15 protein-coding genes and 1 tRNA gene are annotated in these 22,054 nt (G+C 73.4%); 10 read left to right on the top strand and 6 right to left on the bottom strand.

Features of this window, described 5'->3' with window-relative positions; translation table 11 throughout:
* Positions 1-55: 55 nt before the first annotated feature.
* Both ACZ58N_RS31070 and ACZ58N_RS31065 read right to left on the bottom strand, forming a co-directional pair.
* Positions 56-2,377 (bottom strand): hypothetical protein, encoded by a 2,322-nt coding sequence (locus tag ACZ58N_RS31070; protein WP_471166570.1) that lies wholly within the window; start codon positions 2,375-2,377, stop codon positions 56-58.
* Positions 2,377-2,451 (bottom strand) — tRNA-Ala (locus ACZ58N_RS31065). Before ACZ58N_RS31065 ends, ACZ58N_RS31070 begins: the two co-directional genes overlap by 1 nt.
* A gap of 425 nt (positions 2,452-2,876) precedes the next feature.
* Here ACZ58N_RS31065 and ACZ58N_RS31060 point away from each other — a divergent pair.
* The 7 genes from ACZ58N_RS31060 (at position 2,877) to ACZ58N_RS31030 (ending at position 12,778) form a co-directional block, all read left to right on the top strand.
* Positions 2,877-4,217: an ABC transporter substrate-binding protein gene (locus tag ACZ58N_RS31060; RefSeq protein WP_471166567.1), complete on the top strand. Its 1,341-nt coding sequence runs from the start codon at positions 2,877-2,879 to the stop codon at positions 4,215-4,217.
* Complete coding sequence (locus ACZ58N_RS31055) at positions 4,214-5,146, top strand: carbohydrate ABC transporter permease (protein WP_471166564.1); 933 nt, start codon at positions 4,214-4,216, stop codon at positions 5,144-5,146. The genes ACZ58N_RS31060 and ACZ58N_RS31055 overlap by 4 nt, the downstream gene beginning before the upstream one ends.
* 113 nt (positions 5,147-5,259) lie before the next feature.
* On the top strand, positions 5,260-6,081 hold the full coding sequence (locus tag ACZ58N_RS31050) for a carbohydrate ABC transporter permease (RefSeq protein ID WP_471166611.1): 822 nt from the start codon (positions 5,260-5,262) through the stop codon (positions 6,079-6,081).
* 82 nt (positions 6,082-6,163) lie between these two features.
* Positions 6,164-9,187 carry an alpha-mannosidase gene (locus ACZ58N_RS31045; RefSeq protein WP_471166562.1) on the top strand — a complete coding sequence of 1,008 codons (3,024 nt, stop codon included), beginning with the start codon at positions 6,164-6,166 and terminating at the stop codon, positions 9,185-9,187.
* A gap of 226 nt (positions 9,188-9,413) precedes the next feature.
* A complete protein-coding gene (locus ACZ58N_RS31040) occupies positions 9,414-11,438 on the top strand; it encodes an NADPH-dependent 2,4-dienoyl-CoA reductase (protein ID WP_471166558.1) in 2,025 nt (674 codons plus the stop codon).
* 62 nt (positions 11,439-11,500) lie between these two features.
* Positions 11,501-11,914 carry a PaaI family thioesterase gene (locus tag ACZ58N_RS31035; RefSeq protein WP_471166555.1) on the top strand — a complete coding sequence of 138 codons (414 nt, stop codon included), beginning with the start codon at positions 11,501-11,503 and terminating at the stop codon, positions 11,912-11,914.
* A gap of 408 nt (positions 11,915-12,322) precedes the next feature.
* Complete coding sequence (locus ACZ58N_RS31030) at positions 12,323-12,778, top strand: SRPBCC family protein (protein WP_471166552.1); 456 nt, start codon at positions 12,323-12,325, stop codon at positions 12,776-12,778.
* A gap of 164 nt (positions 12,779-12,942) precedes the next feature.
* On the opposite strand, the gene ACZ58N_RS31025 is transcribed toward ACZ58N_RS31030, so the two are convergent.
* From ACZ58N_RS31025 to ACZ58N_RS31010, 4 genes are all read right to left on the bottom strand, one after another.
* Complete coding sequence (locus tag ACZ58N_RS31025; protein WP_471166550.1) at positions 12,943-14,613, bottom strand: alpha/beta hydrolase; 1,671 nt, start codon at positions 14,611-14,613, stop codon at positions 12,943-12,945.
* A gap of 350 nt (positions 14,614-14,963) precedes the next feature.
* Positions 14,964-15,590, bottom strand: coding sequence for a GAP family protein (locus ACZ58N_RS31020; protein WP_471166547.1), 627 nt, complete (start codon positions 15,588-15,590; stop codon positions 14,964-14,966).
* A 100-nt stretch (positions 15,591-15,690) separates the two neighbouring features.
* Positions 15,691-16,755: a Gfo/Idh/MocA family oxidoreductase gene (locus ACZ58N_RS31015; protein WP_471166545.1), complete on the bottom strand. Its 1,065-nt coding sequence runs from the start codon at positions 16,753-16,755 to the stop codon at positions 15,691-15,693.
* A gap of 33 nt (positions 16,756-16,788) precedes the next feature.
* A complete protein-coding gene (locus ACZ58N_RS31010; RefSeq protein WP_471166542.1) occupies positions 16,789-17,907 on the bottom strand; it encodes a Gfo/Idh/MocA family oxidoreductase in 1,119 nt (372 codons plus the stop codon).
* A gap of 526 nt (positions 17,908-18,433) precedes the next feature.
* Between ACZ58N_RS31010 and ACZ58N_RS31005 the strand changes: the two genes are divergently transcribed.
* The 3 genes from ACZ58N_RS31005 to ACZ58N_RS30995 all read left to right on the top strand — a co-directional run bounded on the left by ACZ58N_RS31005 (position 18,434) and on the right by ACZ58N_RS30995 (position 21,999).
* Positions 18,434-18,943, top strand: coding sequence for a hypothetical protein (locus tag ACZ58N_RS31005; RefSeq protein WP_471166539.1), 510 nt, complete (start codon positions 18,434-18,436; stop codon positions 18,941-18,943).
* 117 nt (positions 18,944-19,060) lie between these two features.
* Positions 19,061-19,522, top strand: a complete 462-nt coding sequence (locus ACZ58N_RS31000; RefSeq protein ID WP_471166537.1) for a hypothetical protein — start codon at positions 19,061-19,063, stop codon at positions 19,520-19,522.
* 125 nt (positions 19,523-19,647) lie between these two features.
* Positions 19,648-21,999 (top strand): tetratricopeptide repeat protein, encoded by a 2,352-nt coding sequence (locus tag ACZ58N_RS30995; protein ID WP_471166534.1) that lies wholly within the window; start codon positions 19,648-19,650, stop codon positions 21,997-21,999.
* Positions 22,000-22,054 lie beyond the last annotated feature (55 nt).

Here is a 22,054-nt window from a genome sequence, read left to right as displayed (position 1 = left end):
TTCGCGTCGGTCGGTCGGTCGGCCGGGAGGCGTGGCGGACCGACCCTGCGGCGGGTCAACGCCGCGGTACCTCCCGGTGCCCCGGCACCTCGACGCGGCACATCCAATGCCCGTCGGTGCTCCAGCCCAACAGCCGTCGGGCGGCGCCCCCGTCGGCGGTGCCGTCCGGACCGAACGCGCCGCCGTCGGCCACCAGTCGGAGCCCCGCCAGGGCCGGGGCCAGGCGGGCCCGGACGTGCGCCGGGCGCAGGGCGGCCTCCGCGTCGATCCCGGCCAGCGCGGAGCGCCGGTCCGCCTCCTCGCACAGCGAGAGGTGGAACAGCATCTGGCGCCAGGCGTACGCCGCGTCCTTGACGGCCGACAACGGACGGGGGTTGCCCTCCACCCGCGCCACCGACCGGCACACGGTGTCGAAGCAGTCGCCCGCCAGGCCCGCCCAACCGGGCATCGGCGCGATGCCGGCCCGGGCGACCAGCGTAGCGAGGTTGTGGGTCGTCAGGATCTGCGCCTGCTCGATCACCGTGCCGTTCACGGCCGTCCCCCGGGAGCCGCCGCTCCCCGCACGCTCCGCGCACATCCGGGCGAAGTCCGGCGCGGTGCGCCCCCGGTCGGCGCCCGCCGCCCGATCGGCCGCGCGGGCGACCGCCATGCGGCGCACCGCCGCGCAGTCGACCGCGTAGTAGCGGGCGTACAGGCTGCCGTCGAGCAGTTCCGCGGCGATCCGCGCGGCCACCAGGAACTTGGGCGTGAACGCCCCCGTGAAGATGTCGGCGGCCAGCTCCTCCACGAACGGGGCGCCCAGCTCCGCCTGCTCCGCGAGCTGCGCCAGCTCACGGACCAGAGGATTGGGCAACAGCGTCGCGGGGAAGGCCCGCACGGCCAGTTCGCCGAGCCGGCGCACCGCCTCGTGGGCGGGCTCCCGGACGTCCTCGCCGTTGCCGCGGTGCCCGGCGACCGCCCGGATCCAAGGGAGTTCATCGATCCGGACCTGATGTTCCAGGTCGAGCAGGAGCAGCGACCTGCGGTTGCGGAAGGCGCGGTACGCCGCCGCCATCAGGGTCCGCAGGGAGGCGTCGGCATACCGTTCGGCGGTCACCGCGGCGACGAGCTGCGGAACGAGGCCGGCCAGCACCTCGGCCGAGGGGACCACCCCCCGCTCCACGAGCACCTCCAGCGGCGCGCTGAGCGCGCCCGCGACGGCGGCCCCGATCGCGGGCGGGATCGCCGCGCCCACGGGCAGGCCCGTCTCCCGAGCCTCCCCCGCGGTCACCGGGACCAGCGGGGACTCCACGTCGGGCGTGCCGCCGTCCTGGTCGAGCCGGGAGATCCGGCGCAGCACCAGGGCGGCCAGCGCGTGGTGCGCCGGCAGGCCCGCCTGGTGGGCCTGGACCTGCCGCAGCCGGACGTGCCCGGGGGAACCGGGCAGGCCGCGCTTGGCGACCATCGAGGTGACGGCGACCTCCAACAGGCCACCGAGGCGGGGCGTCAGGGTGCGGCCCGCCACCTGCTCCTCCAACGCGCGCCGCAGGATCGCGGCGTTCGACTTCGGGTCCAGGTGCTTCGTGCAGCGGGTGTGCTCGGCCGCGAGTGTCCCGTAGCGCGCCAGCAGGGCCGCTCCGGCCGCGTGCCAGTGCGGGCCGGCCGCGCCGTCGCGTGCCTCCAGCCGGTGGGTGAGCAGTTCGTCCTCGAAGGGACGCCAGACGGCCAGCGCCTCGCGCTGGGTTTCCACGGCGGCCTTGGGCCTGCGGCGAGCGAGCGCGGCCGAGGCCTCGCCGACGGTCCACCGGTGCACCGAGTCCGCTCCCGGCGCGGGACGCTCCGCGGGCCACGGGGTGAAGCGCAGCCGGTCGGCGAAGGGCTCCAGCACGCCGACGAGTTCGGCGGCGGCCTCGAAGTCGCCGGCCCGCACCAGCCACGCGACGGTCGCCAGCGCGGCCTCCTCCGGGAGGCGCACCTCGTAGCAACCGCTGTCCAACAGGGCCCACAGGTCGCGCAGGCCGTCCTCGGTGAGGCCGTGCGCGAAGAGGGCCGCGCGGGTGGCGGGGACGCCGGCCCGACGGGCGGCCTCCCGTTCGTGGGGCAGCAGCGGCCCGCCCGCGGAGGCGGCGCCGGTGGCGAAACCGCCGGTGACCACTTCGGGGGTGACCCAGGCCGGGAGTCCGGACACGGGAGTGCGCGATCCGACGGCGAGGGTGCCCCGGGCCATGCCCGACAGGACGTCCTGCCACTGGCGGATCCGGGTCACCGCCCGCTCGCGGGTGGCGGTGTCCGGGTGGACCGCGGCGGTGCGCCGGGCCCTCGCGAGTCGGTCCGCCGCGTACGACGGGGAGACGGACGGGGACGGGACGGGCTGCTGCTGATCAGCGTTGGCGTTCATGGCCGGCGTGGCAGGTTCCGCCCCTGCGCCCCCCGGGAAGCAAGCCCGGTGCTCTGCTGCTGAGCTACACGCCGTGGTGTGTCGGTCCCGAACCTAGCCGGGCGATCGTCCGCGTTCAACGGATATCCCGGAGGGCGGTCGCGGACGCACGGCCGGCGCTGTTCCGTACGAGGGTTGCCGGGCGCGCCCCGGCGCCTTCGATAAACCGCATGGGTGCGGCTCGTTCCGACCGTCGACAAGAAGTCAAAACCCGCCCGGAAATCCAGCTCCCGAACAAAGCGCCGCAGTGCCGGGAAAGATCGGAACTAAAGCGCATCAGTCCAGCTGGGGGAAGGGGTGGGGTGGGGCCCGGAGGGATGCGTCGCGTTCTCCTCGGGACGGCGGACGTACGCGTCGTCGGCCAAAGGGATTTCGGGCACGTTGACGGGCTCCGGGATACCGGACAGCGTGGGCACCGCCCTCCGGCCCGAGGTCGGAACTTCCCCTGAAGGCGGCGGAGATGACTCGTTCCCAGGCGGCACGGACAATCCTCACCACCCTGCTGGCGGGTGGCCTCCTCTCCTTGTCCGCGTGCGGTCTGGGCGGGGACGGGGGCGCGTCGCAGAGCAAGCAGGCGGAGCGGACGGGGACCGTGTCCGGCGGCATCACCTTTCGCACCCTCCAGCTGAAGCCGAAGTTCACCGGCTACGTCCAGGGAGTCATCGACTCCTTCGAGCGGAGCCACCCCGACGTCACGGTGAAATGGGAGGACGTCCCCGGGGACGGGTACAACGAGAAGCTGGTCGCCGACGCCCGGGCCGGGACCCTCCCCGACGTGGTCAACCTCTCCACCGACTCCTTCCAACTGCTGGGCGACCGGGGCATGCTCGCCGACGTCTCGGCGCTGGACGGCGAGATCGCCAAGGACTACGTGCCCGGTGCCTGGGAGCAGTTCAAGCTCCCCGGCCGGGGCGACGGCGTGTACGCCTACCCCTGGTACGTGACCCCCGAGGTCCTCACCTTCAACACCGACCTCTTCGAGAAGGCCGGTCTCGATCCGGGCCGGCCACCCACCACCGTCGAGCAGTTCTTCGACCACGCCGAGCGGATCGCCGCCCGCTCCGGCGGCCGGTACGCCGCCTTCATGGCCGACCCCAAGGGGCGCCTGCCCGGGGACTGGCAGAAGATGGGCGTCCCGATCCTCAACGAGCGCAGGGACCGCTTCACCTTCGACACGGACAAGGCCGTCGAATGGGTCGAGCGGATGAAGGACCTGTACGCCAAGGGCGCCATGCCGAAGGAATCCCTGCTGAAGTCCGACGACATCAACCAGCTCTACGGGGGCGGCAAACTCGTCTTCGGCCCCGGCTCCCCGGGCTTCGTCAAGGACATCCGGCAGAACGCCCCGCAGATCTACGAGCGCACCCGGGTCGCCGCCGCCGTCACCGGCGAGCTCGGTCACATCGGCATCTACGCCCAAGCCCTCGGCATCAGGAAGGACACCGAACACCCGGACGCGGCGGCCGAGTTCGCGAAGTGGGTCACCAACGGGCCCAACCAGGTCGAGTTCTCCCGGAAGGCGACCATCTACCCGTCCAACGCCCGGGGCCTGGCCGACCCGTACTTCTCCGACCGGGGTGACGGCCGGGACGCCGAGACGGTGGCCCGCGCCGTCGGGGCGGAACAGCTGAAGAGCGCGGCGCTCGACGCCAACACGCCGGTCCAGTGGACCAGCCAGGTCGGCGACGCCGTGGTGCGCGAGATGCAGAAGGCCATCCTGGGGGAGCAGGATCCGAGGACGGCGGTGCGCAGGGCCCAGGAGGAGGCGAACCAGCTGCTGTCCGCCGCGGCCCGCCCGTGACCGTGAAGGAGGCAGGCGCCGCCCGGGGCACCGCCGCCGGCAGCGGTGAGGGCCTGCCCCACCGGACGTGGTGGGCGCCCTACCTCTTCCTCGCCCCCGGGCTGGTCATGGTGGCCCTGTTCAGCGTCTGGCCGTTCGTCAACACGGTGATCCTGTCCTTCACCGACGCCCGGATCCTGCGCGGCGGCGGCTTCGTCGGCCTCGACAACTACACCCGCGCCCTCCGGGACCCGGACTTCTGGGTGGCCACCGGCAACAGCGTCCTCTACCTGGCCGTCGTCGTCCCCTGCCTGGTCCTGCTGCCGCTCGCCCTCGCGGTTCTCGTCCGCACGAAACTCCCCGGCATCGGACTCTTCCGCTCGGCCTTCTACACGCCCGTGATCGCCTCCTCCGTCGTCGTCGGCCTGATCTGGCAATGGGTGTTGCGCAGCGACGGACTGGTCAACACGGTGTTCCGCGAGCTCGGCGTGGTCTCGGAGCCGATTCCGTTCCTGACGGACAGTGCCATGCTGCTGGTCTCGGCGATGATCGTGACCGTGTGGAAGGGCCTCGGCTACTACATGGTCTTCTACCTGGCGGCCCTCGGGAACGTCCCCGCCTCCCTCCACGAGGCCGCCGCGCTCGACGGCGCCGGGCCCGTACGCCGCTTCTTCAGCATCACCGTCCCCCAGGTCAAACCGATGATGCTGCTGGTCGGCACGCTCTCCGCGATCTCGGCGCTGCGCGTCTTCACCGAGATCTACATCCTCGGCGGCGAGAGCGGCGGTCCCGGGGGCGGCGCCCGGACGCTGCCGTTCCTGATCCGGCAGGTGGGCCTCGGCTTCTCCGGCGAGACCGGCTACGCCTCGGCCATCTCGCTGCTGCTGTTCCTGCTGACCCTGGTCTTCAGCCTGCTGGGCCACCGCCTGTCGAAGGGGGACGAGAGTTGAGCGCGCCCACGGGCCGGCCCCCGGCCGGCCGCCCCCCGACCGACCCACCCCGGGCGGCCCCGCCCGAACCGGCCGCCTCCCGACCGGCCACGGACCCGCGCGCTCGGGCGGACCTGCGCCGTCGCCTCCTCGGCCGCACCGGCCGGTACGTGACCCTGCTGCTGATGCTCGTGGTCATGCTCGGCCCGATCGTCTGGCAGTTCCTGACCTCGATCCGCGGCCGTACCGAGAACGTGTACGACGGGGTGCTGCCGTCCCGGCCCACCCTCGACAACTACGTCCTCGTCGCCGAGTCCTTCCCCCTGCTCCAGTACGTCGGCAACACGCTGACCGTGGCGGCCCTGTCCGTCACCTCCAACCTGTTGTTCGCGGCGATGGGCGGATACGCCCTGTCCCGCGCCGGCTGGAAGGGCCGCAAGAGCGTTTTCACCGTTCTCGTGGCGACGCTGATGTTCCCCTTCGAGTCAGTGATGATCTCGATGTTCCTGACGGTACGGGGGATGGGCCTCGTCGACACCCTCGTCGGGGTCTGGCTGCCCGGAGCCGTCTCCGTCCTCAACATCATGATCATGAGGGCTGCCTTCCTGTCCGTGCCCCGGGAGATCGAGGAGGCCGCCGTCATCGACGGCGCGGGCGAGTGGACCCGCTTCACCCGCGTCTTCCTGCCCTCCGCCAAGGGTGCCCTCGCCGTCGTCTGCATCACCAGCTTCATGGGGGCCTGGGACGACTTCCTGTGGCCGCTGCTCGTCCTCACCGACAGCGAGCACTACACCCTCCAGCTCGGCCTCAAGACCCTCGCCGGCGCCACGACCACCAGCGACCAGCGGACCATCGCCGCCGGGGCCATGGCCGCGCTGATCCCGATGATGCTCCTCTTCTTCGCCCTCCAGCGTTACTTCTTCAAGGGCGTCGCCGAGGGGGCCGTCAAGACCTGATCCGCCGGTTCCCCGTCCGCCCGTCCGTCGCCCGTCCGTTGCCCGAGTCGCCCCGGCGACCGGCCGGCCCCCTGGAGCCGTCATGCACGATGACCGCAGCATCGCCGAACACCGTCTGCGCCGCGTCCTCGCCGAGCGGATCAAACCCGCCGTCCGCTCCCGCTCGGTACCGCTCACCGTCGAGCGTTGGGACGCGCCCGGCGAACCGGTGCCCGTGGCCGAGGGCCTGGCCGCCCCGTACGGGCCCTGCGCGTCCGGCGATGCCTGGGGCCCGGCCTGGGGCACCACCTGGTTCAAGGTCACCGGCCGGGTACCCGCCGACTGGGCGGGCCGTGTCGTCGAGGCCGTGCTCGACCTCGGCTTCGACCGGATGATGCCCGGCTTCCAGTGCGAGGGCCTCGTCCACCGGGCCGACGGGAGCGAGGTCAAGGGGCTCAACCCGTACAACGACTGGGTCCGCGTCGCCGACCGGGCGACGGGCGGCGAGCGCGTCGAGTGGTACGTCGAGGCAGCCTCCAATCCGATCCTGGTCAACCACTCGCCCACCTACGAGGGCGACCGGCCGACCAGTGGGGACCAGCCCCTCTACCGACTCGCCCGGATGGACCTCACCGTCTTCGAGACCGAGGTCTGGGAACTCGTACAGGACCTCGAAGTGCTCCACGAGCTGATGACGCAGCTCGACGGGGCGGACGCCCGCCGGTACGCGATCCTGCGCGCCGTCGACTCCGCGTTGGACGAGGTGGACCTCACCGACGTCCCCGCCACGGCCGCCGCCGCCCGCGCCCTCCTCGCCCCGGTCCTCGCCGTGCCGGCCAACGCGTCGGCACACCGGATCAGCGCGGTCGGCCACGCCCACATCGACTCGGCCTGGTTGTGGCCGCTGCGCGAAACCGTCCGCAAGGTGTCCCGGACCACCTCCAACGTGGTCTCCCTGATGGACGAGCACCCGGAGTTCGTCTTCGCCATGTCCCAGGCGCAGCAGCTCGACTGGATCAAGACCCACCGGCCCGAGCTCTTCGAACGGATCAAGAAGAAGGTCGCGGACGGCCGGTTCGTGCCGGTGGGCGGCATGTGGGTGGAGTCCGACACCAACATGGTGGGCGGCGAGGCCATGGCCCGCCAGTTCCTCCACGGCAAGAAGTTCTTCCTCGACGAGTTCGGCATCGAGACGAGGAACGTGTGGCTGCCGGACTCCTTCGGCTACACCGCCGCCATGCCGCAGATCGTGAAGCTCTCCGGCTCGCGGTGGTTCCTGACCCAGAAGATCTCCTGGTCCCAGGTCAACAAGTTCCCCCACCACACCTTCTGGTGGGAGGGCATCGACGGCACCCGCGTCTTCACGCACTTCCCACCCGTCGACACCTACAACAGCGACCTGGGCGGCGCCCAACTGGCCCACGCCGCACGCAACTACCAGGAGAAGGGGCGGGGTTCACGCTCGCTGGTCCCCTTCGGTTGGGGTGACGGCGGCGGCGGCCCCACCCGCGAACACCTCGCCCGGGCCCGGCGCCTGCGCGACCTCGAAGGCTCCCCGCGGGTGGAGGTCGAACGGCCCGACGCCTTCTTCGAGAAGGCGCACGCCGAATACCCGGACGCGCCGGTCTGGGCCGGGGAGCTCTACCTGGAGCTGCACCGCGGCACCTACACCTCCCAGGCCAGGACCAAGCAGGGCAACCGGCACAGCGAATCCCTGCTCCGGGAGGCCGAGTTGTGGGCCGCGACCGCCGCCGTGCGCGTCCCCGGCTTCGACTACCCGTACGAGGACCTGGAGCGGCTCTGGAAGACCGTGCTGCTCCACCAGTTCCACGACATCCTGCCCGGTTCCTCCATCGCCTGGGTGCACCGGGAGGCCCGTGCGACGTACGCGGCCGTGCGCGAGGAGCTCCTCGCGATCACGGGGGCGGCACAGTCGGCCCTGGCGGGCGAAGGCGCCGAGGAACTCGTCTTCAACTGCGCACCGCACGCCCGACGCGGCGTGCCCGCGGGCGGCGCGGGGCGCCCCGAGGAGCCGGTGGGGCCCGTCACGGTCGAGGAGCGGCACGGCGGCGGGCACGTCCTCGCCAACGGCCGGCTGCTGGTCGAGGTCGACGGTCGCGGACTGATCGTCTCGGCCTACGACCTGGAACGGGACCGCGAGTCGCTCGCCCCGGGGAGCGCCGCCAACCTGCTCCAGATCCACCCCGACTTCCCGAACATGTGGGACGCCTGGGACATCGACGCGTTCTACCGCAACAAGGTCACCGACCTCGTCGCCCTCGACTCGATGGAGGTCACGGACGGTGGGCCGGACGCGGCGACCGTCACCGTCACCCGCTCCTTCGGCTCGTCCACCGCGGTGCAGACGATCACCCTGCGGGCCGGGGCCCGCACCGTCGACCTCGTCACGGACGTGCAGTGGCACGAGAGCGAGAAGTTCCTCAAGGCGGCCTTCCCCCTCGACGTGGCGGCCGACCGGTCGGCCGCCGAGACCCAGTTCGGTCATGTGCACCGCGCCACCCACACCAACACCTCGTGGGAGGCGGCCAAGTTCGAGATCTGCGCACACCGCTGGATCCAGGTGGAGGAGCCCGGTTGGGGAGTGGCCCTGCTCAACGACTCCACCTACGGGCACGACGTCACCCGGGACGTGCGCCCCGACGGCGGCCGGACCACCACGGTCAGGCTGTCCCTCCTGCGCGCCCCCCGTTACCCCGACCCGGAGACCGACCAGGGCCGCCACACCCTGCGGTTCTCCCTCGCGCCCGGCGCGACGATCGGGGACGCGGTCCGCGAGGGGCACGCCCTGAACCTGCCCGAGCGGTCGGTGAGGGGAGCCGGCCCGGTCGAGCCGCTGCTGGCGGTGGACGAGGACGCGGTCGTCGTCGAGGCGGTCAAACTCGCCGAGGACCGCGGCGGGGACGTGATCGTACGCCTCTACGAGTCCCGGGGCGGCCGGGCCACGGCCACCCTGACCCCCGGCTTCGCGATCACCGCGGCCGTCGAGAGCGATCTGCTGGAACGGCCCCTGGCGGGTTCCGCCGTCGCCGCCCCGACGGCGGACGGCCGGGTCGCCCTGACCCTGCGTCCGTTCCAGATCGTCACCGTACGGTTGCGCCGCGCCTGACGGGCCGCGCGGCCCCGGTCCACCCCGGGGCCGCCTCCCCGGCGGCGGCGCACTCGCCGACGGGGTGCCGTTCGGGCCGTGAACTGCGCCACAGGGCGGGGTGGCGCGGGCCGGTGGGAGGCGGGACGGGTGTCCGAACCACCCCCATCTGGTTATGCACCTAGTTGCAAAAGCGGCCGGCCCTCGCTAGAACAGGTTCATCACCCCCGCGCGAGGAGGCGCCCCCATGAGTTCCCAGAGCCGCTACCCGCACCTGATGAGCCCCCTGGACCTCGGCTTCACCACCCTGCCGAACCGAGTGATCATGGGCTCGATGCACACCGGCCTGGAGGAGCACGAGGGCGGCTTCGAGCGCCTCGCCGCCTTCTACGCCGAGCGCGCCCGCGGTGGCGTCGGCCTCATCGTCACCGGCGGCATCGCCCCCAACGACGCCGGACGCCCCTTCGAGGGCGGCTCCCGCCTCACCACGGAGGAGGAGGCCGCCGAGCACCGGGTGATCACCGACGCGGTGCACGCCGAGGGCGGGAAGATCGCCATGCAGATCCTCCACTTCGGCCGCTACGCCTATCACAAGGACCTGGTCGCCCCCAGCGCCCTCCAGGCCCCGATCAGCCCCTTCGTGCCGAACGAGCTCTCCGACATAGAGGTCGAGCGCACCGTCGAGGACTTCGTCAGGGCGGCCCGCCTCGCCAAGCTGGCCGGCTACGACGGCGTCGAGATCATGGGCTCCGAGGGCTACCTCATCAACGAGTTCATCGCGGCCGCGACGAACAGGCGCACCGACCGCTGGGGCGGCGCGTACGAGAACCGCACCCGCTTCCCGCTGGAGATCGTCCGCCGCACCCGACAGGCCGTCGGCGAGGAGTTCATCCTCGTCTACCGACTGTCCATGCTCGACCTGATCCCCGGCGGCTCCACCCTCGACGAGGTCGTCCGCCTCGCGAAGGAGGTGGAGGCCGCCGGCGCCACCATCATCAACACCGGCATCGGCTGGCACGAGGCCCGCATCCCCACCATCGCCACCTCCGTGCCGCGCGGCGCCTACACCTGGGTCACGAAGCGGCTGATGGGCGCGGTGAGCGTGCCGCTCGTCACCAGCAACCGGATCAACACCCCGGAGATCGCGGAGGAACTGCTCGCCGACGGCCGCGCCGACCTGGTCTCCCTCGCGCGCCCCTTCCTCGCGGACCCCGACTTCGTCGCCAAGGCCGCGGCCGACCGCTCCGAGACCATCAACACGTGCATCGGCTGCAACCAGGCCTGCCTCGACCACACCTTCAGCGGCAAGATCACCAGCTGCCTCGTCAACCCCCGCGCCTGCCACGAGACCGAGCTCGTCCTCGCGCCCACCCGGCGCAAGAAGAACGTCGCCGTCGTCGGCGCCGGACCCGCCGGTCTGGCCTGCGCCGTCTCCGCCGCCGGCCGCGGCCACGCCGTCACCCTCTACGAGGCCTCCGGCCACATCGGCGGCCAGCTCGACGTCGCCCGGCGCATCCCGGGCAAGGAGGAGTTCGAGGAGACCATCCGCTACTTCGGCACCCAGCTCGTCGACAGCGGCGTCGAGGTCCGACTGAACACCAGGGCCGACGTGGAGGCCCTGCGCGACTACGACGAGGTCGTCGTCGCCACCGGCGTCAGCCCCCGCACCCCCGCCATCGAGGGCGTGGACCGGGACAACGTCGTCAGCTACCTCGACGTGCTCCGCGACGGGGCCGCCGTCGGCGAGCGCGTCGCCGTCGTCGGCGCGGGCGGCATCGGCTTCGACGTCGCCGAGTTCCTCACGGACAGCGGCGAGGGCGCGGCCCAGGACCCCGAGGTCTACTTCCGCCACTGGGGCGTCGACACCGCCTACACCGGCCCCGGCGGTCTGACCGCCCCCGAGCGTCCCGCCCCGCCGCGCCGGGTGCACCTGCTCCAGCGCAAGGCCACCAAGGTCGGCAAGGGCCTCGGCACCACCACCGGCTGGATCCACCGCGCGGAGCTCAAGCACCGCGGAGTGGTCTCCGTCGCCGGGGCGACGTACGAGCGGATCGACGACGAGGGCCTGCACATCACCGTCGAAGGCGAGGCGCGCCTCGTAACCGCCGACACGGTCGTCCTGTGCACCGGCCAGGAACCCCGCCGAGACCTGTACGAGGCGCTCCGCGCGGCGGGCGTCGAGGCCCACCTCATCGGCGGCGCCGACGTGGCGGCCGAACTCGACGCCAAGCGGGCGATCCGGCAGGGCACGGAGCTCGCCGCCGGACTCTGAGCGAAGGCCCCTTCACCGCAGCGGTGTTGTGGCGGCCCGCTCCGGGCCGCCACAATCCTCGGGTGACGCTGACACCGGCAGAAGCCGACACGATCCTGGCCGACAACTTCGCCCCCTGGGTGCTGGCCCTCGGCCTCACCGTCGAGGAGACGGGTACCCGGCACGCCGTGCTGCGGCTGCCCTGGTCCGACGACCTGGCCCGGGACGGTGGCGGCCTGAGCGGTCAGGCCCTGATGGCCGCCGCGGACACCGCGACCGTCATCGCGATCTCCGCCGCCCGCGGCGGGTACGGGCCGATGACCACGGTCCAGCAGTCGACGAGCTTCCAGCGGCCGGTGATCGCCGCGGACGTGCTGATCGCGGTGAGCGTCACCAAGCTCGGCAAACGGATGGCCTTCGCCGACGTCACCATGACCCCCGAGGGCGCCGACGAACCGGCGGCCAAGGCCTCCACGGTCTACGCCCTCCTCGGCTGACCCGACGGCCCGTGGCCGGCCTCCCGGCCGGCCACGGCCCGCGGTGACGGTCCCGACGCCCGGCAGGCGCTCCGCGGCGTCCCGTGCGACCTGATCAGCGCCCGGCCGCCGCACTGGAACGCACGTTCCCGCAGCTCGCCGACCAGTGAGAGCGGGCGGCCCTCGTCCACGTCCACCCCCTGCGCGGCCGTGGCCGCCGCCCACGAGGAGGACTCGACGCCGGCCGTGCCGCGCCTCGACTTCGCACCCCGCGCGGGACGCCGGAGGTCCTGCTGTCGGGGTTGCCGGCGCGCGCGGGCGGTTCCGGTCTGGGATCGTGACCGCGTAGGGAGCGACCGCGCGGGAAGTGGCGCGCGGGCGCGTGACCACGCGCGGGAACGCGGCGGACGTACGGCGAGGGAGTCTCACATGGGTGGACGGTTCGAGGCGACGGTCGACATCGACCGGCCGGTCGAGGCGGTGTTCGCCTATCTGGCCGACGGCCGCAACGATCCCGAGTTCAGCCCGCGCGTCCAGCGGATCACGAAGGTCCCGGAGGGTCCCACCACCGTCGGTACCGTCTTCCGCAGCACGGTCAAGGACGCCGGGATGAAGACGGGCCGGGAGTTCCGGATCACGGCCATCGAGCCTCCGGGCCTGATCCGTTGGACCGAACAGAGCAAGAACCTCGTGACGGCCGAGGGCGGCTACGACCTGGAACCCCTGCCCGGCGGTCGCACCCGGGTCCGCGTCTTCAACACCCTGGAGGGGCACGGCGTCGGCAAGCTCCTCGTCGGCCTGGCCCTGGGCGCGGCCCGCAAGGACGCCCCCGCGTTCGGCGCCCGCATCAAGGCGGCGGTGGAGGCGTCATCCCGCACGGGCTGACCGGGAATCCGGCACGCGGCGGGGAGAGGCGGCGGGGGGACACGTGGCGGGGCGACAGGCGGCGGCCGGCGGAAACGGGACGGGGCACCGCCCGCGGGTGACGCGGACGGTGCCCCGGGGCCGATCGGTCCGGGCGCGGCAATGCCCGGACCGATCGCGCCGACTCAGAAGCGCTGCGGACCGTTCGGGAACGGGGACGGCGCCGGGAGCGCCTCACGGCGTTCCGCCGGGGCCGGCTCGGTCCGGCAGGTGATGTCCCGGGCGGGCAGTCGGCCCGTGGCCAGGTAGGCGCTGACCGGGGCGTTCACACAGGAGTTGGGCTCGACGAGGTACACGGCATGCCCCTCCCCGCCCCGCGCGAGGACCATCCGCGAGCCCTTCAGCGCGCGGTGCAGGCCCTGTCCGCTGACGAGCGGGGTCTGCGAGTCCCACTCGTTCTGCACGGTCAGGACGTTCACCCGCTTCGTGATGGGCGTGGCCGCCTCCAGGGGCCGCTGCCAGAAGGCGCACGGCTTGATGTTGGAGGCCATGTCCCCGTACAGCGGGTACTTCGCCTTGTCCCGGGCCGCGTCGCGGGCGTACTGCCCCGGATCGCGCGGCCAGGCGTCGGTGTCCGCGCAGACCACGGCCCAGAAGACGGCGGTGCCGTTGTCCGACGCCGGTTGGGGTGCGGTCGCACCACCGGTCGGCGCGGGCGAGGCGGCGGGCGGTGTGACGGACGACGCGGCGGGCGGGGCTCCGGGTGATGCGGCGGGCACGGCGGCGGCCTTGAGCCGGTCCGGACCGAACACGGTCCTCGCGTCGGGCACGGCCAGGCCCTGGGGCAGCGGACGGCCTTCGGCGGCGGCCTTCACGGCGGCGATCAGCGGCGCGGCCGCCGCAGGGGTGAAGAACAGGGGCCGCGCGGACCGGATGTTGTCGCCCGTCAGCTTCAACCCCTCGAACTCGACGGGTTCCCGGTCGGCCCGCGCCACCAGGTCCCAGAAGGACTTGGAGACGGCACCCGGAGTGCTGCCGAGCCCGAACTCGGCGTCGCGCTCGGCCGTCCACCGGGTCCAGCGCGCGAAGGCCGGCTCGGCCTCCGTGGCCCACACCTGGAACATGCCGCGCCAGATCCGCCCGGGGTCGACCCCGCTGTCGAGCACGAACCGGTCGGCGCGGTCCGGGAACATCTGCGTGTACACCGCGCCGAGGTGGGTCCCGTACGAGTAGCCCAGGTAGGAGATCTTCCGCTCGCCGAGAGCGGCGCGGATGACGTCCATGTCCCGTGCCGTGTTGCGGGTGTTGAGGTGGGGGAGGAGGGCGCCGGCCTTCTCCCGGCACTTCTCCGCCACCGTCCGCGCCCAGGCGACGTCCGAGGGGAACGTCGCGGGCCGGTAGGGCCGGTCGAGGTTCTGCTCGGCGTCCGTCATGCCGCAGGTGATCGGGGTGCTGCCCCCGACGCCCCGCGGGTCGAAGCCGATCAGGTCGTACTTCTCCCTGACCTCCGCGGGGAGCGCCGCGCTCATCTCCAGGGGCAGACCGAGCCCCGGACCGCCCGGACCGCCCGGGTTCAGCAGCAGGACCCCGTGCCGCTTCGCCGGATTCTCGCTCTTGACCCTGGATATCGCCAGGTCGATCGTGCGCCCCCGAGGACGCTGGTGGTCGAGCGGCACCTTGATGGTCGCGCACTCGTACGAGGCCGGCTGGTCGGGGCTGCACCGGTGCCAAGCGGGCTTCCGCGCACCGTAGTCGGGCGCCGGCTCCGCGACCGCCCCGGTCGCGGTGAGGAGGGGCACGGCGGTGGCGAGGAGTCCGGCGGTGGCGAGCAGGGGTGCGAAGCGTTTCGTACGCACGAAGAGCCGATCCTTTCGGTGAGGAAAGCGGTTCCCTGCACACCTTGGGGCAATCGGAGGGCGGGCGAATCATCCCTCAGGGCGCCTTCCCTGCTCCTCGCGAACGAGCGCGATTCCGGACAACTGGCCGACACGCCACGCGGATTGGCCGCCGGCGCGAGCAGCAGGACGCAGAAGCGGTCCCTCGCGCGACGCCGGCCGGAGGGGGAACGACCGGAGGGGGAACGGCCGGAGCGGGGCGACACGGCCGCGCGCGGAGGACGACCCCGTCGGCCCCCACGCCGAACGGGCACCGCCCGCCGGTACACCGGACGACGAAGACCCCCGCGGCAGCCTGCGGGGGTCGGGTCCTACAGGGCGCCGGCCAAGCCCTCCGCCAGCAGCAGCACGCCGATGGCCACGATCACCCAGGCCATGACCGCGGCCGCGTGCGTCTCCAGCCACAGCTTGACCCGGGCCAGGGGCCCCAGGACGCGCGGCCCGCCCACGGTGTGCAGCAGGACCGGAAGCGCGACCGTACTGGCCGCGACGGCCGTGAAGACGGCCAGCCCGACACCCGCTCCCGCGGCCGACGAAGCGGCGGATCCGACGGCCAGCCCGGCGGCGGCCGACAGCAGGAAGATCTTCGGGTTGGCCACCGCGAGGAGCACCCCGAGCCGGAACGCCCGGCCCGGCCCCGCCTCGCTGAGCAGCCGCATCCAGCGCGGAGCCGGTTTACCGTGCCTGACCAGCCACTGCCGGATCCCCAACGCGACGAGGCACACGCCCAGCACGATCCGCGCCCAGTCCGTCCACGGCCGGTCGCGCTCACCCAGCGGGACCAGGGAGGTCAGCACGGCGCACAGGACCGCGGGCACCGCCACCCCGATGACCCACCCGGCGAGGAAGGAACCGCTGGTGGCCTTGGCCCGCGGCGTGAACTGCATGAACACGGCAGGGATCACCGTGAACGGCGACACGGCGATCACGACTGCCATCGGCAGGACCTCGCCGATCACCGCTGCCCCCGGCGCCGAGCCGGTTCCGGTGCGCACATGGCCACGTACCCTCTCCTCGTCCGGGCCCCTCCCTCCATGTCTACCGGCCCCCGGGCGTCACCGCCCCCCGTGTCCGCCCGCCGTCGGACGCGAGCAGGGCCGCCTCGTAGACCTCCATCACCTCGCGGGCGAACTCCAGCGTGCCGAGGCTCGCGGGCCGGCCGTCCAGGACGCACCGGCAGAAGTGGCTCAGCTCGGCGTGGATGCCCTGCACGAAGGAGGACTGGTTCTCCAGCGAGGACCTGCTCTGCTGGGGCTCCCAGGAGAGCATCCCGCCGTCCGTACCCTCCGGAGCGAAGCCGGTCGTCACGCCGTACTCGTAGGGAATGCCCCGCTGGAAGGTGACGCGGCTGCCGTTGAGGATCTCGGCCGTGCCGTGCTCGGCGACGAAGGAATACTGCTCGAACGGCTGCGACATCGAGAGGTTCTCGCTCATCTGGAGCACCCCGAGGGCCCCGCTCGCGAAGTGCAACACGCACAGGCAGTCGCCCAGACCCCCGCGGTGCACGTCGACCTCCGCCACCCGACCGCCCGCGGCGAGCAGCAGGGACAGCGGATGGCAGCCCTCCGCGAGCCAGTGGCTGTCCGCCCGCCGCTCCAGCAGGTCGCCGCCGTCCTCGGGGACGGAGAGGGCGTACCGGGCGTACAGGCTCGTCAGGCGACCCGTGTCGGGCCGCGCGAGGAGTTCGAGCGCCTTGCGGGCCGCGGGCATGAACACCTTCTTCAGCCCGACGACGACCACCCGGTCACCGCGTGCGTCGATGACGGGGTCCAGATCGGCGGCGCGCGCCGCCGGAGGCTTCTCCATCCAGACGTGCACCCCCCGGTCCAGGGCCTCGATCGCCAGCCGGGGGTGTTCCTGCGGGGGTACCGCCAGCAGCACGGCGTCCAGGGCCTGCTCCGCGAGCATGTCGGCCTGCGCGGTGTAGGGGACGGCGCCGTACTGGCGTGCCGTCCGCTCCGCCCGGGCGGCGTCCTGGTCGCACACCGTCACCAGCTGCACCGGCAGGGTGGTGAGCAGCGGCAGCAGCGTCCGTCGGCCGTGCCCTCCCAGACCGACCACGCCCACGCGCAGCCGCCCTTCGTCATCGCGCTGACAAGCCATTTCTTCGTTCCCTTCCTCAGGTTCGGCGTACTCTCACGCGGCGGTCCGCGCCACCGCGCCCGGCAGCGGGCGGGCCGCGCGCACCCAGGCGTCCAGCAGAGCCACATGGCCGATGCAGCGATCGGCGGGTGCCGGATTGGGGGCCCGCCCACCGAAGTACCGCAGGATCCGGCGCAGGTGCCGGTCGAGCGGATCGTCGGGCACCGTGCGGGGAGGCCCGAGCGGGCGTCCGTCGCACAGGACGGCCACCGTGCCCTCGTTGCGGAGCAGGCCCGCGACGGGTTCGAACGCGCCGGTGACGAGCCAGTGCCGCCCCCGCCGGTCCGTCGCCTCGACCTCGATCACCCGGTGGCGCCGCTCGGATCCGTACGCGATGGTGCGGAGCCCCGGCCCCGGCCCCGGCAGGCGCGGGCGGCCCACCAGCGAGGTGTACAGGGCGACTTCGCACCCGGCGGCGGAGCGGTAGCCGATCTCGGCCCCCTCCTGGGGCGGGGCTCCGTCCGTCCCCCAGGCCCCGCTGAAGGAGGCCGCGACCGGGCCGCCCGGACCCAGGGGGATGCCGAGCCGCTGCCCGAGCGCGTCGAGGACACCGAGCAGGTGCGGCCCCTCGTACCCGAGGGCGCCAAGGGCCCGGTCCTCGAACCGTCCGCGGGCCGTGTCCCGCCCGCGGTGCTTGGTCATCTCCACGGCGACGCGGGTCACGGTCAGCGTCCGGCTCGACAGCACCCGAGCCACCTCTGCCAGTACGGCGGAGGCACCGTAGTGCTCGTCGACGGCGACGCGTCCCCGGTGGCCCGCCAGCAGGCGGACCATGTCGGGCACGGCGGACGGGGCGCACACCGGCTTCTCCACGATGACGTCCGCCTCCGGCGCCACCCGGCCGATCTGCCGGAACAGCGGGGCGTGGGCGATCGTGGGCACGCAGATGCTCCAGAGGTCCAATTGCCCGGGTCGGGGCACCTCGTCGACGGTCGCCACGACGCGCGCGCCGCACGGCAGGACCCGGCCCGCCGCGCGGGGGTCCACCACGACGACGGTCCGTACGCCCAGCGCGGCGAGCTTCGCCCGGTGCATCCGCCCCATGACGCCGTAGCCGGCGATGGCGCAGGTCGCCGGGGCCGGGCGGCGGACCGTCGGAGTCCAGTCGTCCACGACCGCCACTCCTTCCGTCCGTGTGGCGCTCTTCCCCGCCAACGTAGGGGCGGGACCGGCAGCACCCTGTCGTCCGATCGGACCGGGCGGCGGACTAGGGCCGGTCGTCGAAGTCCCGTCGTCGCCCGGAGGGCGGCCTCGCGGTGTCCGGTGCGTGCTCCCGGTGTGCCGGGCGGAAGCCCGCGTACTGGACGTACTCGGGCTTTCGCCCGGTGCGGCGGGAGTGCGTGCCGGACGCCGCGAGGCAGACGGGAGTTTGACGACAGGTCCTAGGACACCCGGCCGTGCGACCGGGAGAGCCGGGCCCGACCCGGGGACCACCCGGGTCCACACACCACCGGCGTCCGACTCCGCCCCGCCCCCGGGACGGAGACGCCCGGCGGACCGAGCGCTCCCGCACGGCCCGGTCGAGGGCCGAGGGCCACTCGGGCGCAGCCCGCGGCCGGGCCCGAGCGCCGGGCCGCCGGCGCGGAGCCCGGCTGTGTTGTTCCCGGGGTCCGCCACGAGCGCGCCGTACGGTGGGCCCGTGGCGCAACGCACGGCAGACGAGGTGGACCCGCAGACGGCCGCGGCCCACCTCAAGGAACGGCTCTACGCGACGATCACCATGATCTCCGTCGTCATCGGACTGGCCGGCAGCGACCACGTGGACGCCCTCGGCGCCGCCCTGACGGTTCTCACGGCCTCGGCGGGCCTGTGGCTGGCCGCCTTCGTCGCCGACCAGCAGGCCCACCGGGTGACGCACGGAGCCTTCGCCCGGGGGCACGAGCTGCGCACCATGCTCTTCGTCAGCAGCCCGCTCCTGCTGTCCGCGGTCGGCCCGTTGATCCTGATCGGGCTCTCCGCCCTCGGCGTGATGCACGTCGGGACGGCCCTGCTCACGGCCGCCGGCGTGAACGTCGCCACCCTGTTCGCCTGGGGCTGCTACGGAGGCATCCGGATGGGCGGCGGCACCGCCTTCGCCCTCCTGGCGGGCGGCATCGACGCGGCCATCGGCACGGCGGTCGCGGCGGTCAAGGTGGCCGCCGGCCACTGACCCCCGCACGGGGGCCGGGCCCCTTCGTCCACGGATCGGGTCAAGCGGCTGTCACCCCGTCAACCGGACGACTACCGTTGCCGGTACGGACGACGGGGAACGACCGGGGGGCACCGAATGCTGGACCAAGCTCTGACAGCACTGGCGGCGGCGGCCGGCACGGCCGTGGCCGCGGCGGCGGGCACCGACGTGTGGTCCGGCCTGCGCGGGTCGCTGGCCCGCTGGTTCGGGGCGGGCGACACCGAACGGGAACAGGACGCCCTGGAGCGGCTCGACCGGACCGCGGCCACCCTCGGCTCGACGCCGCCCGCGGAGGTCGAGCAGGCCCGGATCCGTCAGGAAGCCTCCTGGCAGGCCCGGATCGAGGACGCGCTGGAGGACCTCCCCGCCCAGGAACGCGAGCAGGCGGCCGACCTGCTCCGCTCCCTGCTCGCCGGGGCGGAACCGCCCGCCGCCGGGCCCGGATCCGTTTCCGTCGCCGGGGACGTCCGCGCCGACCGGGGTTCCATCGCCGCCGCCGTGATCCACGGAGGGGCCACCGTCGGAACCCCTCACCAGCCGGCTCCGGAAGAGGGCTGACCGGACCGGCCGGCGCAAGCCCCCAAGCCTCCTTACGACCGACACCCGTCGGCGTCCGGCCCGAACCCGGCACGCACGCGACGGAACGCAGCCTCGCCGTCGGGTACGCCGCCCCCGGCAGCCGGGTGACGTACGTCGCCGCACCGCCGCGCGGGGTGAACCTGCCCCACCAGGTCGGGGTACTGCCCCGACAGGCGGACTGCTTCCAACAACGCGCCGCCCTGCGGCAACTGACCCGGGCGTTCGGGACGGACGAAACGGGCGACGAGCGCGCCGCCTGCCTGGTGTTGACCGGGCTGGGCGGGGTGGGCAAGACCCAGATCGCGGCCCACCACGCGCGGGAGGTCTGGCGGGCGGGACACGTCGACCTGCTCGTCTGGATCACCGCGGGTTCACGGGAAGCCGTGATGTCCGCCTACGCCCAGGCCGCGACCGAGGTGCTCGGCACCGACGCGTCCGACCCCACCCGCGCCGCCCAGGCGTTCCTGGCCTGGCTGGAACCCAACGCCGCGAGCCACGCCGTACCGTGGCTGGTCGTCCTGGACGACCTTCGTGACCCCGCCGACCTGCGCGGCCTGTGGCCGCCGGACAGTCCGTGCGGCAGGACGCTGGTCACGACACGCCGCCGCGACGCGGCCCTCACCGGGACCGGCCGACGGCTCGTTCCCGTCGGGCTCTTCACACCGGCCGAAGCCGTCACCCACCTCAGCGACGTGCTCGCCTCGCACGACCGTACGGAGCCGCTCGGGCAACTGGCCGCGCTGGCCGCGGACCTCGGCCGGCTCCCCCTGGCGCTCTCCCAGGCGGCCGCCTACCTGGTGGACACGGACCTGGACTGCGCCACCTACCGTGCCCTGCTCTCGGATCGAGGACCTGCCATGGCATGTCTGCTCCCCGACCCGGCCGGCCTGCCCGACGACCAGTCCACCTCGGCGGCCGCCGCCTGGTCGCTGTCCATCGACCGGGCGGACCAACTGCCCCCGGCCGGTCTGGCCCGCCCCATGCTGCAACTCCTTTCCGTGCTCGACCCCAACGGCATTCCCGCGGTCGCCCTCACCTGCGGTCCCGCCCTCGACTACCTGACCCGTGAGGCCCCCGGCGGCGGGTACGGGGCGCAGGACGCCGTGCAGGCCCTGCGCGCCCTGCACCGGCTGAGCCTCATCGACCACACACCTGCCCAACCGCACCGGGTCGTCCGGGTCCACCAACTCGTCCAGCGCACCACCCGGGAGGCCCTCGACGACGAGGGCCGGCTTCGTCTCGGCCGGGCCGGCGCGGACGCCCTCCTGACAGCCTGGCCCGGCATCGAACGGGAACCGCAGCTCGCCGAGGCGCTGCGCGCCAACGCGGACGCCCTGCTCCGCTGCGCCGAGGACGCCCTCTTCCACGGCGGCACACACCCCCTCCTGCTGCGCATGGGACAGAGCCTCGGCGAATCGGGTCGGCTCGGGGAGGCCATCGCCCACCACCGCCAATTGGCGGAGACGAGCCGGGACCGACTGGGACCCGTGCACCCCGACACCCTCACGGCCCGTCACGACCTCGCGCAATGGATCGCCCGCGCCGGGGAACCCGTCGAATCCGCCGAGCTCTTCGCCACCCTGGTGGCCGACCGGGAGCGGGTCCTCGGCCCCGACCACCCCGACACCCTGCTCACCCGGGGCAGCCTCACCCAACGGATCGGCGAGTCGGGCGACCCCGCGGCTGCCGTCGCGGGGTTCGCCGCACTGCTCCTCGACATGAGTCGGGTACTGGGTCCCGACCACCCCTACACGGTCAACGCCATGCACATCGAGGCGTGTTGGCGCGGCGAGGCGGGGGACGCGCAAGGGGCGGTCGCCGGTCTGCTCGACGCCCTGGAGCGGATGGGCCGCGTCCTCGGCCCCGACCATCCGCGCACTCTGACGGCCCGGCACGACACCGCGCGCTGGCGCATGAAGGCGGGTCTCGCCGACCGGGCCGTGCTCGATCTGGAGGAGCTCCTCACCGACCGGGAACGCGTGCTGGGCCGTGACCACTTGGACACCCTGCTCACCCGCCACTATCTGGCCCGCTTCAGGGGCTTCGCAGGTGACACCGCGGGGGCGGTGGCCGGCCTGGAGGGGCTGATCCCGGACAGCAGTCGCGTACTGGGCGAGGATCACCCGCGTACCCTCAACACCCGTCTCTTCCTGGCCGACTGGAGAGGACGCGACGGTGACGTGGCGGGAGCGGTGGCCGCTCTGGAGGAGTTGCTCGACCACACGGCTCGCAGCCAGGGCATCGAGCACCGCCGTACGCTCCTCACCCGGGCCTTCCTCGCCGAGTGGCGGGGCCGTCTCGCGGGCCCGGACCTGGCCTTGGCCGGGTTGGAGGAGCTCCTCGCGGACATGACCCGGATCCGTGGGGTCGATGACCCCCACACGGTCCGGATCCGAGGGCGCCTCGCGGAGTGGCGGGGCGGTACGCCGCCCGAGGACTCGCCGCCCACGCTCTGAAACCGCGGCGCCATCTTCCGCCGGTCCACACCCGGTCCGTGCCCGGCACCTCCCG

It is taken from the genome of Streptomyces sp. NPDC040432 (assembly GCF_055595445.1).
Note: the sequence above shows the minus strand (reverse complement) of the source record. Positions and strands in the feature narration are given on the sequence as shown.

Bases quoted from the DNA above. Each gene is read 5' to 3' on its own strand.
- ACZ58N_RS31070 (WP_471166570.1), bottom strand. From the start codon at position 2,377: ATGAACGCCAACGCTGATCAGCAGCAGCCCGTCCCGTCCCCGTCCGTC.
- ACZ58N_RS31060 (WP_471166567.1), top strand. From the start codon at position 2,877: ATGACTCGTTCCCAGGCGGCACGGACAATCCTCACCACCCTGCTGGCG.
- ACZ58N_RS31045 (WP_471166562.1), top strand. From the start codon at position 6,164: ATGCACGATGACCGCAGCATCGCCGAACACCGTCTGCGCCGCGTCCTC.
- ACZ58N_RS31040 (WP_471166558.1), top strand. From the start codon at position 9,414: ATGAGTTCCCAGAGCCGCTACCCGCACCTGATGAGCCCCCTGGACCTC.
- ACZ58N_RS31030 (WP_471166552.1), top strand. From the start codon at position 12,323: ATGGGTGGACGGTTCGAGGCGACGGTCGACATCGACCGGCCGGTCGAG.
- ACZ58N_RS31020 (WP_471166547.1), bottom strand. From the start codon at position 15,590: ATGGCAGTCGTGATCGCCGTGTCGCCGTTCACGGTGATCCCTGCCGTG.
- ACZ58N_RS31015 (WP_471166545.1), bottom strand. From the start codon at position 16,755: ATGGCTTGTCAGCGCGATGACGAAGGGCGGCTGCGCGTGGGCGTGGTC.
- ACZ58N_RS31000 (WP_471166537.1), top strand. From the start codon at position 19,061: ATGCTGGACCAAGCTCTGACAGCACTGGCGGCGGCGGCCGGCACGGCC.